General features: G+C 53.8%; 14 protein-coding genes and 1 pseudogene. 6 read left to right on the top strand and 9 right to left on the bottom strand.

What is annotated here, in order from left to right:
- Positions 1 to 3 precede the first annotated feature (3 nt).
- The 3 genes and pseudogenes from LOC22_RS19825 to lpp all read left to right on the top strand — a co-directional run bounded on the left by LOC22_RS19825 (position 4) and on the right by lpp (position 3,495).
- Positions 4 to 1,148 (top strand): annotated as a pseudogene (locus tag LOC22_RS19825) (trans-sulfuration enzyme family protein).
- Between the two features lie 376 nt (positions 1,149 to 1,524).
- The gene (gene pykF, locus LOC22_RS19820) at positions 1,525 to 2,946 is read left to right on the top strand and encodes a pyruvate kinase PykF (RefSeq protein ID WP_015570703.1); all 1,422 of its coding nucleotides are present in this window, start codon (positions 1,525 to 1,527) and stop codon (positions 2,944 to 2,946) included.
- Positions 2,947 to 3,258: 312 nt separating this feature from the next.
- A complete protein-coding gene (gene lpp, locus LOC22_RS19815; RefSeq protein ID WP_001082307.1) occupies positions 3,259 to 3,495 on the top strand; it encodes a murein lipoprotein Lpp in 237 nt (78 codons plus the stop codon).
- 60 nt (positions 3,496 to 3,555) lie between these two features.
- On the opposite strand, the gene ldtE is transcribed toward lpp, so the two are convergent.
- The 9 genes from ldtE to LOC22_RS19770 all read right to left on the bottom strand — a co-directional run bounded on the left by ldtE (position 3,556) and on the right by LOC22_RS19770 (position 12,643).
- On the bottom strand, positions 3,556 to 4,569 hold the full coding sequence (gene ldtE, locus LOC22_RS19810; protein WP_230239148.1) for a L,D-transpeptidase LdtE: 1,014 nt from the start codon (positions 4,567 to 4,569) through the stop codon (positions 3,556 to 3,558).
- 97 nt (positions 4,570 to 4,666) lie between these two features.
- Positions 4,667 to 5,083 carry a cysteine desulfuration protein SufE gene (sufE, locus tag LOC22_RS19805; RefSeq protein WP_015570705.1) on the bottom strand — a complete coding sequence of 139 codons (417 nt, stop codon included), beginning with the start codon at positions 5,081 to 5,083 and terminating at the stop codon, positions 4,667 to 4,669.
- 14 nt (positions 5,084 to 5,097) lie between these two features.
- Entirely contained in the window at positions 5,098 to 6,318 is a 1,221-nt protein-coding gene (gene sufS, locus LOC22_RS19800; protein ID WP_032619799.1) for a cysteine desulfurase SufS, read from the bottom strand.
- Positions 6,315 to 7,586, bottom strand: a complete 1,272-nt coding sequence (gene sufD / locus LOC22_RS19795) for a Fe-S cluster assembly protein SufD (protein ID WP_230239147.1) — start codon at positions 7,584 to 7,586, stop codon at positions 6,315 to 6,317. Before sufD ends, sufS begins: the two co-directional genes overlap by 4 nt.
- A complete protein-coding gene (sufC, locus tag LOC22_RS19790) occupies positions 7,561 to 8,307 on the bottom strand; it encodes a Fe-S cluster assembly ATPase SufC (RefSeq protein ID WP_003857736.1) in 747 nt (248 codons plus the stop codon). The genes sufD and sufC overlap by 26 nt, the downstream gene beginning before the upstream one ends.
- A gap of 9 nt (positions 8,308 to 8,316) precedes the next feature.
- A complete protein-coding gene (gene sufB / locus LOC22_RS19785) occupies positions 8,317 to 9,807 on the bottom strand; it encodes a Fe-S cluster assembly protein SufB (protein WP_003857739.1) in 1,491 nt (496 codons plus the stop codon).
- An 8-nt stretch (positions 9,808 to 9,815) separates the two neighbouring features.
- The gene (sufA, locus tag LOC22_RS19780) at positions 9,816 to 10,184 is read right to left on the bottom strand and encodes a Fe-S cluster assembly scaffold SufA (RefSeq protein ID WP_003857741.1); all 369 of its coding nucleotides are present in this window, start codon (positions 10,182 to 10,184) and stop codon (positions 9,816 to 9,818) included.
- A gap of 321 nt (positions 10,185 to 10,505) precedes the next feature.
- The gene (locus LOC22_RS19775) at positions 10,506 to 11,234 is read right to left on the bottom strand and encodes a MerR family transcriptional regulator (protein ID WP_015570709.1); all 729 of its coding nucleotides are present in this window, start codon (positions 11,232 to 11,234) and stop codon (positions 10,506 to 10,508) included.
- Positions 11,235 to 11,422: 188 nt separating this feature from the next.
- Entirely contained in the window at positions 11,423 to 12,643 is a 1,221-nt protein-coding gene (locus LOC22_RS19770) for a diguanylate phosphodiesterase (RefSeq protein ID WP_015570710.1), read from the bottom strand.
- A 350-nt stretch (positions 12,644 to 12,993) separates the two neighbouring features.
- Between LOC22_RS19770 and ycgZ the strand changes: the two genes are divergently transcribed.
- Genes ycgZ through LOC22_RS19755 form a run of 3 tightly spaced genes read left to right on the top strand, consistent with a single transcriptional unit; the run spans position 12,994 to position 13,866 of the window.
- On the top strand, positions 12,994 to 13,233 hold the full coding sequence (ycgZ, locus tag LOC22_RS19765) for a regulatory protein YcgZ (RefSeq protein ID WP_017384632.1): 240 nt from the start codon (positions 12,994 to 12,996) through the stop codon (positions 13,231 to 13,233).
- Between the two features lie 4 nt (positions 13,234 to 13,237).
- On the top strand, positions 13,238 to 13,558 hold the full coding sequence (locus tag LOC22_RS19760) for a hypothetical protein (RefSeq protein WP_032648090.1): 321 nt from the start codon (positions 13,238 to 13,240) through the stop codon (positions 13,556 to 13,558).
- Between the two features lie 29 nt (positions 13,559 to 13,587).
- The gene (locus LOC22_RS19755; protein ID WP_003857748.1) at positions 13,588 to 13,866 is read left to right on the top strand and encodes a biofilm/acid-resistance regulator YmgB/AriR; all 279 of its coding nucleotides are present in this window, start codon (positions 13,588 to 13,590) and stop codon (positions 13,864 to 13,866) included.
- The last annotated feature ends 83 nt before the right edge of the window (positions 13,867 to 13,949 follow it).

The following is a 13,949-nucleotide window of genomic DNA, read 5'->3' as shown; positions in this document are numbered from 1 at the left end:
AAGATGAAAAACCTGGCCACCCTCAGCGTTCACAGCGGTGAGTATCACGACCCGCACGGCGCCGTGATGCCGCCAATTTACGCCACGTCGACGTTTGCGCAACCGGCACCGGGTGAACATACCGGCTACGAATACTCCCGGAGCGGCAATCCAACCCGCCACGCGCTGGAGACCGCCATTGCCGAACTGGAAGGCGGCACGCGCGGGTACGCTTTCGCGTCAGGGCTGGCAGCCATTTCCACCGTGCTCGAACTGCTGGATAAAGACAGCCATATCGTCGCCATTGACGACGTGTATGGCGGTACGTATCGCCTGATCGAAAACGTGCGCAAGCGCAGCACCGGGTTACAGGTGAGCTGGGTTAAGCCGGACGATGTAGCCGGGCTTGAGGCCGCCATTCGCCCGGACACCCGCATGATCTGGGTGGAAACGCCAACGAACCCGCTGCTGAAACTGGCCGACCTGGAGGCCATCGCGGACATTGCCCGGCGCCATAATGCGATCAGCGTGGCGGATAATACCTTCGCCTCCCCGGTCATTCACCGGCCGCTGGAGGCGGGGTTCGATATAGTGGTCCACTCCGCCACTAAATATCTCAACGGTCATTCAGACGTGGTTGCCGGGCTGGCTGTTGTCGGGGCAAATAAGGATCTCGCGGAGCGTCTGGGCTATCTGCAAAACGCGGTTGGCGGCGTTCTGGATCCGTTCAGCAGTTTCCTGACGCTGCGGGGGATTCGCACCCTCTCTCTGCGCGTTGAGAAGCACAGCGCCAACGCACTGGCAATTGCGCAATGGCTGGAGCAGCATCCGCGGTAGACCGCGTGTTCTATCCCGGGCTGGCGTCACATCCCCAGTATGCGCTGGCACGCAGACAAATGGCGCTGCCGGGCGGCATGATCTCCGTTGTGATTAAAGGCGATGTGCAACGCGCGGCAGAGGTGATCCGTCATCTTACGCTCTTTACCCTGGCGGAAAGTCTGGGCGGTGTGGAGAGTCTGGTGAGCCAGCCCTACAGCATGACCCACGCCTCCATACCTCTGGCGCAGCGTCTTGCAAACGGCATTGTGCCGCAGCTTATCCGCCTGTCGGTGGGGATTGAGGATGCGAAGGATCTGATCGCCGACCTTCAGCAGGCGCTGGAAAAGTGAGCAAAAAACGGCGGGCGTTGCGCCTGCCGTCATAAGATGACATTAGACCTTAACGCCTTGATAACAAACTTATGTGAATCTGCACAGATTGTTTTGAAACGCTGTTTCCATTTTCCTTTTTACTGTAAATCAGCGTATAATGCGCGCCAAATCCCTGGTGAATGGTTTCAGCGCTTGGAATACAAAAAACAACGTACAACTTCTCCTCTCCTTCGTTGGGCTGGCACTCAGGCACACTTTCTTCTGCACGCTCATTTGATGTCACCTATTCTTAGTGCGTGTCATATACTCTTTCGCAACACAGGTTTGACTCCGCGGCGGTGCGCCCCCGGAGCGAGATTTCCATATCCTTCCCAACTTAAAGACTAAGACTGTCATGAAAAAGACGAAAATTGTTTGTACTATCGGCCCGAAAACCGAATCCGAAGAGATGCTGAGCAAAATGCTGGATGCCGGCATGAACGTGATGCGTCTGAACTTCTCCCACGGCGACTATGCTGAACACGGTCAGCGTATCCAGAACTTGCGCAACGTGATGAGCAAGACCGGGAAAAAAGCGGCAATCCTGCTCGACACCAAAGGTCCTGAAATCCGCACCATCAAACTGGAAGGCGGTAACGACGTTTCCCTGAAAGCGGGCCAGACCTTCACCTTCACCACCGACAAATCCGTTGTGGGTAACAACGAAATCGTTGCCGTGACCTACGAAGGCTTCACCAGCGATCTGTCTGTTGGCAACACCGTGCTGGTAGATGACGGCCTGATCGGCATGGAAGTGACGGCGATCGAAGGTAACAAGGTTATCTGTAAAGTGCTGAACAACGGCGATCTGGGCGAAAACAAAGGCGTTAACCTGCCGGGTGTGTCCATTGCGCTGCCAGCGCTGGCTGAAAAAGACAAACAAGACCTGATCTTCGGCTGCGAACAAGGCGTGGACTTCGTTGCTGCCTCCTTTATCCGTAAACGTTCTGACGTGGTTGAGATCCGTGAGCACCTGAAAGCGCACGGCGGCGAGAACATTCAGATCATCTCCAAGATCGAAAACCAGGAAGGCCTGAACAACTTCGACGAAATCCTCGAAGCGTCTGACGGTATCATGGTAGCGCGTGGCGACCTGGGCGTAGAAATCCCGGTTGAAGAAGTGATCTTCGCGCAGAAGATGATGATCGAGAAATGTGTTCGCGCGCGTAAAGTGGTTATCACCGCAACGCAGATGCTGGACTCCATGATCAAAAACCCACGCCCTACCCGCGCTGAAGCAGGCGACGTAGCAAACGCCATCCTCGACGGTACCGATGCCGTTATGCTGTCTGGCGAATCTGCAAAAGGGAAATACCCTCTGGAAGCGGTCGGTATCATGGCGACCATCTGTGAGCGTACCGACCGCGTGATGAAAAGCCGTCTGGATTACAACAACGACAGCCGTAAACTGCGCATCACCGAAGCCGTGTGCCGTGGTGCGGTAGAAACCGCTGAGAAACTGGAAGCCCCACTGATTGTCGTGGCGACCCAGGGCGGTAAATCTGCGCGTGCCGTGCGTAAATACTTCCCGGATGCGACCATTCTGGCGCTGACCACCAACGAAACTACCGCGCGTCAGCTGGTGCTGAGCAAAGGTGTGATCCCACACCTGGTGAAAGAGATTGCCTCTACCGATGATTTCTATCGTCTGGGTAAAGAAGTGGCGCTGGAACTGGTTGATTGTGGCCTGGCTCAGAAAGGCGACGTGGTGGTTATGGTTTCTGGTGCATTGGTTCCAAGCGGCACCACCAACACGGCATCTGTCCACGTGCTGTAATATTTCACGAACAAATTATTGTTTTGTTAAAAAGCGTCCTTCGGGGCGCTTTTTTTATTCCCGCCTTTAACCAGAACTATTCAAAAAGCAAATCGGGTTTTTCTATTTAATCGCGATTTATCTAAGATGAATCCGATGAAAAATGCCTTTTTTAACATAGCTTTTTCGTCAAAATTGCCGATTTCGTTGCTTCTTTGAGCGAACGATCAAAAATAGGCGTAATCCCATCAAAAAAATATTCTCAACCCAAAAAACTTTGTGTAATACTTGTAACGCTACATGGAGATTAACTCAATCTAGAGGGTATTAATAATGAATCGTACTAAACTGGTACTGGGCGCGGTAATCCTGGGTTCTACTCTGCTGGCAGGTTGCTCCAGCAACGCTAAAATCGATCAGCTGTCTTCTGACGTTCAGACTCTGAACGCTAAAGTTGACCAGCTGAGCAACGACGTGAACGCAATGCGTTCCGACGTTCAGGCTGCTAAAGACGACGCAGCTCGCGCTAACCAGCGTCTGGACAACCAGGCTACTAAATACCGTAAGTAATAGTACCTGTTAATAAAATGGCGCACATTGTGCGCCATTTTTTTTGCCTTCGTCAAACCTCTACTGAAGCGCTTTCTCTCCCTCACCTTCCGCCACCGCCGCTGAGACACGACTGTTCTGCACCGACAGGACAGAATTGCTGGCTGACGAACCATTGCCTGCTGAAACGGCCACCGGGATCCCCGCTCTGCGCGCCAGGGCTTTATCGATAAGCGTTTTATCGCTACCTGACTGCGCTGCAAAGGCGGTAAACGCCGCCGAGTGCGTGAACGGCACCGTCTGTGGGTTTTCGCCCTCAGCCTGCGCCAGCGGCCTGTGCACCTCGATATAACGTTTGCCGTCCGGCTCGACGGAGAACTTCACCGGCTCATTGATGATCTGCACCCGCGTGCCGACGCGCACTTGCTCAAACAACGCTTTGATATCGGGCGCATTCATTCGCATACAACCCGAGCTGACCCGCAGCCCTACGCTGTCCGGCGCGCTGGTGCCGTGAATAAGATATTCCCCATTCCCGATGCCCAGACGCAGCGCAAAGCGCCCCAGCGGGTTATTTGGCCCTGCGGGTACCACAGGCGGCAGTTTAATGCCCTGGGCCAGTGAGCGCGCTCTGATGCCCGCTGTGGGGGTCCAGGTAGGGTTAGGGATTTTCTGACTCACACGGGTGGTGCTGACCGGTGTTTCCAGCCCAAGCTGACCAATACCCAGCGGATAGACCTGCACGATATTTTCGCCAGGCGGATAGAAGTAAAGACGCAGCTCCGCCAGATTCACCACAATGCCCTCACGCTCGGTGTCCGGCAGTAGCATCTGGGAAGGGATGGTAATGACCGTTCCTGGCGCAGGGTTCACCGGAGCAATGGTATTATTGGTTTCAAGGATCAGCTGTGCGGCGGTATTAAAGCGACGAGCGATAGACTGAAGTTTATTGTCACCTTCCTGAATGGTGTATGTCTGGTTTTGCCCAATCAGGCGGCTGCCTGCGGGCGGTAAAGGATAATCAACCGCCCAGGCTGAATTAACAGCACTGAGCGAACCAAGGAGTAATAGAGTTATTAGAGATGCGCGCTTCATGCTGAGATTCCTTATTCACTGACCAAACGTCAGAAAGCTGAAAAACCAGCGAGGTGGAAACCACCTCGCGAAACAGAATGAATGCTGTTCTGTCAGTTTAGCTAAGGATTGCGGCTTTGGCGCGTATGGCGCGGATCATCGCTTCCAGTCCCTGGGATCGGGACGGGGTGAGGTGCTGGGTTAAGGCCATTTTTTCAAACCACGGGCGAACGTCAAAGGCGACAATATCCTGCGCCGACATCTGGTGATAAAGAATAAATACGACGGCAATAAGCCCCTTCACAATGGCGGCATCGCTGTCACCCTGTAATTGAATTACGCCTTCGTCCGTCTGCTGCATCAGGATCCAGACCTGGCTCTGGCAGCCCTGAATGATGTTGTCCGGGTTATGCGCCTCTTCGCTGAGCGGCGGCAGGCGCTGACCCAGCTCGATGATATAAAGGTATTTCTCTTCCCAGTTTGCGCAACGCCCAAAGTTGCGCAGCAATTTATCTCTGTCCGGCAAATCTGCCATCTCTCGCCTCTCCGTTAGCCAAGCAGCTGGTGAATACGTTTTAGTCCCGCCACCAGTCTGTCGACCTCTTCCGTTGTGTTGTACATCACCAGCGATGCGCGGCACATAGCCGGTACCTGATAATACGCCATCAGCGGCATCGCGCAGTGATGCCCGGTACGCACGGCGACGCCGTAATTATCAAGGAAACTGCCCACATCATAGGCGTGATGCTTGCCGAGGTTGAAGGCTATCACACCCAGACGGTCAGCAGGGCCATATAAGGTCAGTTCCGGGACGCTGGCCAGCTCCTGCAAGGCATAATGCATCAGCTGCTGTTCGTACTCCTGAATCGCCGCCAGCCCCGTTTCAGTGACGTAGCTAATGGCCGCGCCCAGCCCGATGATCCCGCCCGTGTTGGGCGTACCCGCCTCGAAGCGCCAGGGCGCACGGGCGTAGGTTGTGCCGTCCGTCAGGCTGACGGTGGCGATCATTGACCCGCCCCCTTCCCACGGCGGCATGGCCTGGAGAATGTCCTCTTTCACATACAACACGCCGATGCCCGTCGGGCCATACAGCTTGTGCCCGGAGAAGACGTAGAAATCGCAGTCCAGGGCCTGAACGTCAACCGCATGGTGCATCACCGCCTGGGCGCCATCAATCAACACTTTCGCACCAACCTGATGGGCTTTGTCGACGATCAGCGCCACCGGATTTTCCGTCCCCAGCACGTTTGAAACGTGGGTCACCGCCACCAGCCGCGTTCTGTCGTCCAGCAGGGCGTCCAGCTTTTCCAGCTGGAGCGTGCCGTCTTCATTCAGGGGGATCACCCGCAGTTGCGCCCCCACACGCTCACAGAGCATCTGCCAGGGCACGATGTTGGCGTGGTGCTCCATCTGGGTGATGATGATGTTATCCCCCGCGTGCACCTGCGCATTGCCCCAGCTGTTAGCCACCAGGTTGATCCCTTCGGTGGTGCCGCGCACGAATACCAGCTCTTCCGGCGAACGCGCGTTGAGGAAGGCAGCAACCTGCGTGCGCACGTTTTCCATGCGCTGGGTCGCCTCGGCGCTCAGGGTGTGGATCCCGCGATGTACCGCCGCATAACCGTGGCGGTAAAACTCGGCTTCCGCATCCACCACCTGATTTGGTTTTTGCGCGCTGGCCGCACTGTCGAGATAGGCCAGCGGCAGACCGTTCACTTCACGGGTCAGTACCGGAAAATCTGCCCGGACTTTCTCTACGGGAAATGTCATGCTTCGCCTCCAGGCAGCCGCTGACCGATACGGGCCAGCACCTGCTGTTTAAGTCCGCCATCGGGCAGCGCTTCCGTCAGCTCAGCCGCAAAGGCGTAAATAATCATCTTTTGCGCGGCCTGCTGGTCTATCCCGCGCGAGCGCAGGTAGAACATCTGCTCATCGTCAATACGCCCGACCGTCGCGCCGTGGCTGCATTTCACGTCGTCCGCATAGATTTCCAGCTGTGGTTTGGTGTCCACCTCTGCCAGACGTCCCAGCAAGAGGTTGTTGTTGGTCATCTGCCCGTCAGTTTTGATGGCGTGCTGCGCCACGTTTATCAGGCCGTTAAACACCGCACGTCCTTTGTCGCTGACGATGGTTTTGTGCAGCTGACGGCTGTTGCAGTAGCCTTTGTTATGCTCAAGCCAGGTGCGCGTGTCGCACACTTCTGACTTCACCGGCATCGCCAGGCTGTTAATACGCAGCGTAGTGTTTTCACCGTTCAGCTGGGTGCTGGTATTGTGGCGCAGCACCGCGCCGCCAAGCAGGAAGCTATGGCTGTACGCCGCGGCATCCTGGCCCAGCAGAATATCGTTGTGGGCGAAGTGGTGACTGAGCGGATTCTCAAACGCCAGCTTGATGTGGTGCAGCTGGGCATTGGCCGCCACGTTCATCGTCAGACGCGAACCGGTAAAATGACGGGTGTCGTTAAGGCTGACGTAATGCTCGATCACCGTCGCCTCCGCCCCTTCTGCCAGCTCAAGATGGTGGCGATAGTGGGCGGTGTTAATCTCATCACCCTCAACGCCCTGGGTAATATGCATCAGCAGCAGCGGTTTCGCCGGACGCTGGTTACGCTTAACGCGAATATGGGTGATAGATTGCGACAGGCTCTCTGTCAGGTGCAGGAAGACTTCAGGCTGAACGGGCGCGTTCAGCGACTGACGTTCATCGTTAATGACGATATCGAACCCGCTCTCCTGCACGCTGTCGCTCAGCTCCGCACGGAACAGACCGTCGACAAACACCAGACGCACGGAATCCACGGTCAGCGCCAGCATGTCGCGCTGATCGGGGCTGACCTGCGCCAGACGGGTGACAAACTCGCCGTTCAGCAGGCCATCCAGCGGGGTATATTTCCAGTTCTCATGTTTACGCGTCGGTAAACCGAGACGCAGCATCTGCTGGAGATGGTGCTGAGCCTGTTCAGAGCGCGCTCCACCCTGCGCTTCAAACAGCCGGTGCCACTGCTGGAGTGCATTACTGCTGTTCGGTAAGCCAGCCATAACCCTGCTCCTCCAGTTGTTTAACCAGCGTAAAGTCACCGGATTTCACAATGCGTCCCTGGTAAAGCACATGGACATAGTCCGGTTTGATGTAGTCAAGTATTCGCTGGTAGTGAGTCACGATGATAAATGAGCGGTTGCCGTCACGCAGGGAGTTCACCCCGTCGGCAACGATCTTCAGGGCATCGATATCCAGCCCTGAATCGGTCTCATCGAGAATGCACAGCGCCGGTTCCAGAACCGCCATTTGCAGAATATCGTTACGTTTCTTCTCACCGCCGGAGAAACCCACGTTTACCGAGCGGGTCAACAGATCTTCCGGCATTTTCAGCAGCTTGATCTTCTCTTCCATCAGATCCTGGAAGTCAAAGCGATCCAGCGCCTCAAGGCCGCGATACTTGCGCACCGCGTTCAGCGCGGTTTGCAGGAAGAACTGGTTGCTGACGCCCGGAATTTCCACCGGATACTGGAAGGCCATAAAGATGCCCTCGCCGGCACGCTCTTCCGGCGACATCTCCAGCAGATCTTTGCCGTTAAACTCAACGGAGCCGCTGGTAACTTCATAATCTTCGCGTCCTGCCAGCGTCGCTGAAAGCGTACTTTTCCCGGAGCCGTTTGGCCCCATGATGGCGTGAACTTCACCCGGTTTGACGTCAAAATTGAGGCCACGCAGGATCTCTTTCTCTTCCACGCTAACCTGTAAATCTTTAATGCTTAACATGTGCTTTCCTTAACCGACGCTGTGTTCAAGACTAATGGCGAGGAGTTTCTGGGCTTCAACGGCAAATTCCAGCGGCAGTTCAGAGAACACGTCCTTACAGAAGCCGTTAACGATCATTGAAATCGCATCTTCTTCACTGATCCCGCGTTGCAGGCAGTAGAAAAGCTGATCTTCACCAATACGTGACGTAGTTGCCTCATGCTCAAGCTGGGCGCTGTTATTGCGGCATTCGACATACGGGAAGGTATGCGCCCCGCAGTCCGCGCCAATCAGCATGGAGTCACACTGGGTGAAGTTACGCGCGTTGGTTGCCGTCGGCATGATTTTCACCAGCCCGCGATAGCTGTTCTGGCTGTGACCGGCAGAGATCCCTTTGGAGATGATGGTCGATTTGGTGTTTTTACCGATGTGGATCATCTTGGTGCCGGTATCGGCCTGCTGATGACCGCTGGTCAGCGCCACGGAGTAAAACTCACCGATGGAGTTGTCGCCGCGCAGAATACAGCTCGGGTATTTCCAGGTAATGGCGGAGCCGGTTTCTGACTGAGTCCAGGACATTTTGCTGTTTTCGCCTTCGCACAGCGCGCGTTTGGTGACGAAGTTCAGAATACCACCGGTGTTGCCGTCGCCCGGGAACCAGTTCTGTACCGTAGAGTACTTCACTTCCGCATCTTTATGGATGATCACCTCTACCACCGCCGCGTGCAGCTGGTAGCTGTCGCGCACAGGAGCGGAGCACCCTTCGATGTAGCTTACGTAGCTGCCTTCATCGGCCACCAGGATGGTGCGTTCAAACTGGCCGGTTTTTTCCGCGTTGATGCGGAAATAGGTCGAGAGCTCCATCGGGCAGCGCACGCCTTTCGGCACGTAGATAAAAGTACCGTCTGACGCCACCGCCGCATTCAGTGCCGCGAAGAAGTTATCGTTACTCGGCACCACGGTACCAATATACTTTTTCACCAGCTCGGGGTGATCGTGAATGGCTTCACCAAAGGAACAGAAAATGATCCCCTGCTCCGCCAGTTTTTCACGGTAGGTGGTTGCCACCGAGACGGAGTCAAAAATGGCGTCTACCGCCACCTCTTTGCCTTCGCGCACGGGCACGCCGAGCTGATTAAACGCCTCTTCCACCTCTTTACTCAGGAAGCTGTTCTCCGCGCCGGTTTGCTGAACCGCGCCGGGTTGCGAGGCACAGGTATCATCACAGCTGCCGCAGGAGGGCGCGGAGTAGTAGCTATAATCCTGATAGTTCAGCTTATCGTAATGCGCTTTCAGCCAGTGGGGTTCTTCCATCTCCAGCCACGCGCGGAATGCGCTCAGGCGAAACTCCAGCATCCACTCCGGCTCGTTACGTTTCGCCGAAATGGCGCGCACGACCTCTTCGTTGATGCCTTTCGCCAGCTCATCGGTTTGCAGCTGCGTAAAGAAACCCTCTTTATAGTTGAGGTGTCCGCCGCTCCAGGTGTTTACATCACTCGTTGCTTCAGTATTACGAGACATAGTACCGCCTATACCCCAAAGCTTTCGCCGCAGCCGCATTCGTTCTGGGCTTTCGGGTTATGAAATTTGAATAACTGGTTTAAACCTTCCCGAACGTAGTCGACTTCGGTTCCATCGATAAACGGCATCGCCTGTAGCGCGACGTATAACTTTGCACCGTCGGTTTCAAAGACCAGATCGTCCTTTTCAGGTTCGGTTACGGTATCCAGCACGTAGCCAAATCCCGCGCAGCCAGTCTGCTTAACGCCTAAGCGTACGCCGAGGATGTCGGGATTTTTTGCCACCAGCTCATGAATATGCGCCGCCGCCGCGGGCGTCAGCGTTAAGCCACGCCAGGCAAAATCGGCCGGATTGAAGGTTTCTGAATGCAGTTCCATAGGTCCACCTCATCTGATAAGCCACCAGGGCATAACACCATGTTAGTGATAACGATTATCACTTCAACCCCCTGCGAGCAGGGGCTTTGGGCTAAACCGCCCTTTTTGGCTACTTTCATTAAGCATAGACCCTGTGACGGGATGCGGATGGGATGGTTAGATTTGTTCAATGTATTGATAAATAATGCATTTCATAAGAAAGGCGGTAAGGTGACGGGCAATGATAAAAATTGTATTGGAAATACCTATTTTTGAGATAGCTATCTTCCAATAAGAAAGCTGACTCGAAAAGACAAAAAGGCCCTGACGGACCCCTTAACATCAGTGATGGAACGAAACGGCGAAACCCTGTTCACGCCAGTGGTCGAGCTGCTCCTGTTGACGAGGCGTAGGCGCTTTACCGGTCCAGACGAAGATTTTTTGCCCGGGGAAGAGTTCAGGACGTGGAGAATCAATCGGCTCAGCCAGCACGTCGATATGCCAGCCCTTGTAGGCAAGACGGGCCGCTTCCAGCCACAAATGCGTACGGTCGTCGCACTCCCACCCAATCAGCAGCGCATCCTTACCTGCTTTTTTTCGCGACTCACCCAGGCTTGCAACGGCAAACTCGATCAGGACACCGTCCAGCAGGCTCGCCATGTGACGCACCGTATTCTGGTCCTGGTTCATTCGCTGCCGCACAGGGGTGATGATGTTATCTATCAGAACATCCATCGCATGGTCACGGCGGAACTCGCCGATTTTGGCGCGCAGTTTTGCCGGACTGGCATAGCGCAGAACGGTTAACATCTCTTCCTGAAAAGATGCCCAGTTTCCCTGAGTCATCACTTCTGTATTTTCAAGAAGCGCTTTTACTTTACCGACCGAAACACCCGTTTTCATCAGGCGTTTGATCTCTTCGATACGCAGGATATCTTCATCGTCAAACTGACGATGACCCCCTTCGCTTCGCTGCGGCTTCAACAATCCATAACGGCGCTGCCAGGCACGCAGCGTAACGGGGTTGATACCGCATCGTTCGGCCACTTCGCCGATACTGTAATAGGCCATTAACTCCCTCACGCACAATACTTCCATACCTAACCAAACCAACCTTATCAGATTGTACAAATCATTTGTATAACTAACTCCTCGTTCTGAGACAAGTGAATGGCTCAACGAACCACTCACTCGTTAATGTATTGTTGTATAAATTTAGCCGTACGTACAGGTCACTTTTAAGAGTTACGTACAGGTTTTTATAAATCGTACTTTTTCTCGGGCCAGGCAATCGCCGGTATGCCCCCCAGGCGCGGGCTGGCGAAAAGGTGCCCCTGGAACTGAGAAATCCCGGCTGATTCCAGCCACATCCACTCTTCAGCCAACTCTACGCCTACCGCACAGAACAGAATTTCCAGGGACGCGCAGCATTTAATAATTGACTGAATGATCGCCTGACGCGGGCCGCTCTTGTGCACGTTGGCAATCAAATCACGGTTGATCTTGATTCTGTCCGGCTGAAACTGGGCCAGCAGTTGCAGACCGGCGAATCCCGCGCCAAAGTGATCGATGGCCACGCTGATCCCGGCGCTTTTAAGCTGTCTGACCGCGCTGGTGAACTCTTCGAAGCGCGAGATCGCCTCGCTCTCGGTGAACTCGACCACAATTTGCTCCGGCACAAAACCGTTCGCCTCAATTGCCGTCAGTAAAAAATCGACGGCGCCAGGAACATTGACCAGCGTCATCGGCAGCAGATTAATGGACAACGTTTGAGTCTGTAGGCCCAGCGCGCTGGCCATCGACAAAGCCACCTGTTTACTCTTCAGATCCGATTCGTACAGCGCCTCACGCGACAGGTTGGCAAAATAGCTTTCCGGGGACTCACCGGACGGCGTGCGGATCAGGGCTTCCCAGGAAACTACCTGCTGCATAAACGGATCGACGATAGGTTGAAATGCGAAACTACAGTCCGCGCCCTTTGCCACTACTGTCGGCTGGGAGGATAACGGCGTATTTTCGGTGACAAACTCCCAGGCGTCAGCCGGAGGCAGCTCAAAGTAGTTGGCTTTTTCAGTGGCCTCAACGAAGGTGCGGAAAAATTGCAGGGCGCGATCGTTATAGGTCAGCTGATAGCGCGTTGTGCCTTTATCGAGTACCTGTTGCAGCACTTCGTCGGTATCGTACTGACGAAGGTCAAAGAGCTCCATACCCACGTTGCCAAAACGTCTTGAAGGCCCGTGATCGCTTAACAATTCGACCACGTTGTGATGCCGTGGGTCACGGCAGATGAGCTCATAGATCTCCTTAACGTTATCAGCGGGCCCTTCAAGTAACTGAAAAAAGTGTGTGCCGTTAAACAGCAAAATCCCCGTCACATCGAACTGGCGATTTCGACAATTTGCAGCAGCGACCATGTCTTCCAGCGCTTTCACTGGAACGTCCTCGCAGATGTGACTGCGGTAAATGATGGTTGTGAGCATGCTAATCCTGAAGATTGAGGGGGTGACCACGAAAACACGTGGGGAAAACTCTGTTATAGCACATTAATTGCCCAACAAATAATTTACATCTCAACGATTTACACGGCTTTTTTGCGTCATTTACGGGCTTGTACAACTCTCCGATGCCGCTTCGGATTGTACAATATATCTTGTGAATCCCGCAGTAAATCGTATAATAATAAGCATATGATAAATAATGATTTTATAAAATATATTATAAAATATTTAAAAAATATTTAAAAAATTGTACATTTTAAATGTACAGATTTGAAAATTATGTATACCTTAAATGTAACGTTACTGATTACGAAAATTTACAGGAGCGAAACATGCAGCAGAACGGACACCTCGCAGACTCGGCAACAGCGATTGCGCAGTATTTCGAAAAAGCCGCGCTTCCAACCCAACAGGAAACATTGGGTCAGGTTGTTGTTGAAATCCTTAGCGACGGGCGAAATCTGAATCGCAAATCGCTCTGCACAAAACTGTTGAGTCGCCTTGAAAAGGCCAATGGCCCGGAAGAGGAACATCATTATCACATGCTTCTTGGCCTGCTCTTCGAACGTTAATGTCATGAACAGCAGTGATGCGGACAGACTGATCGACAAGCTTATTGGAGAAGCCGCTCTTTCACTATTGAAGGAGCGCGGTCCCGTGACGACCGAGGGATTGGTTCAGCGTCTGCGTAACATGCAAGCATATGAAACGGATCCCCAGCGGCGGGAGACATTAGCGCGAGTGATAGCTGAAATCAGCTCTGGCACGGTCGCTTTTAAAGGTCGCAGAACCGCACAAGGACGAATACAGAGAGAGGGATCTCTCAAAAATAACCGAGACAATGTAGTGCCGTTATTTGGAAATGGAAAACCGTCCGATCCTAAAAAGATACATTGACTACAACTTTACAGCTACGGTGAGAACAAATGAGACAAAATATTCAGCTTCAACCCGAATACCACTCCGCCTTTTTAGATAGCGCGTTGTCGGAGTATTTCCGTCACGCAGGCGATCGCTTTGCTGAAGAGTCTGCCATTTTTTCGACTGCGGTTCGTTGTGTTCTCGCTTCCGAAGGTCATTTGACCAACAAAGCGATCATTCTCTGGCTAATCCAGACGCTGGAATCCACCGACGATGTCGTTAAGGCGGATGTGATCCGCAAGACGCTGGAAATTGTCGTCGGTTACACCATGGACGATCTTTAACGCCTCCCCCATCCCTACGGATAGCGTGTCATCGTCAATTCTGACGAACAGACTGACGATGACACACCCTCTCTCCTCTAACG

Origin of the sequence: Enterobacter sp. AN-K1, from assembly GCF_020971765.1 — a bacterium.
GTDB lineage: Bacteria > Pseudomonadota > Gammaproteobacteria > Enterobacterales > Enterobacteriaceae > Enterobacter > Enterobacter hormaechei_C.
Note: the sequence above shows the minus strand (reverse complement) of the source record. Positions and strands in the feature narration are given on the sequence as shown.

Excerpts from the sequence above, each read along its gene's own strand:
- sufD (WP_230239147.1), bottom strand. The coding sequence starts at position 7,586 with ATGGCTGGCTTACCGAACAGCAGTAATGCACTCCAGCAGTGGCACCGG.
- sufE (WP_015570705.1), bottom strand. The coding sequence starts at position 5,083 with ATGGCAGATTTGCCGGACAGAGATAAATTGCTGCGCAACTTTGGGCGT.
- LOC22_RS19770 (WP_015570710.1), bottom strand. The coding sequence starts at position 12,643 with ATGCTCACAACCATCATTTACCGCAGTCACATCTGCGAGGACGTTCCA.
- LOC22_RS19760 (WP_032648090.1), top strand. The coding sequence starts at position 13,238 with ATGAACAGCAGTGATGCGGACAGACTGATCGACAAGCTTATTGGAGAA.
- LOC22_RS19755 (WP_003857748.1), top strand. The coding sequence starts at position 13,588 with ATGAGACAAAATATTCAGCTTCAACCCGAATACCACTCCGCCTTTTTA.
- sufA (WP_003857741.1), bottom strand. The coding sequence starts at position 10,184 with ATGGAACTGCATTCAGAAACCTTCAATCCGGCCGATTTTGCCTGGCGT.
- sufB (WP_003857739.1), bottom strand. The coding sequence starts at position 9,807 with ATGTCTCGTAATACTGAAGCAACGAGTGATGTAAACACCTGGAGCGGC.
- sufS (WP_032619799.1), bottom strand. The coding sequence starts at position 6,318 with ATGACATTTCCCGTAGAGAAAGTCCGGGCAGATTTTCCGGTACTGACC.
- sufC (WP_003857736.1), bottom strand. The coding sequence starts at position 8,307 with ATGTTAAGCATTAAAGATTTACAGGTTAGCGTGGAAGAGAAAGAGATC.
- lpp (WP_001082307.1), top strand. The coding sequence starts at position 3,259 with ATGAATCGTACTAAACTGGTACTGGGCGCGGTAATCCTGGGTTCTACT.
- LOC22_RS19775 (WP_015570709.1), bottom strand. The coding sequence starts at position 11,234 with ATGGCCTATTACAGTATCGGCGAAGTGGCCGAACGATGCGGTATCAAC.
- pykF (WP_015570703.1), top strand. The coding sequence starts at position 1,525 with ATGAAAAAGACGAAAATTGTTTGTACTATCGGCCCGAAAACCGAATCC.
- ldtE (WP_230239148.1), bottom strand. The coding sequence starts at position 4,569 with ATGAAGCGCGCATCTCTAATAACTCTATTACTCCTTGGTTCGCTCAGT.
- ycgZ (WP_017384632.1), top strand. The coding sequence starts at position 12,994 with ATGCAGCAGAACGGACACCTCGCAGACTCGGCAACAGCGATTGCGCAG.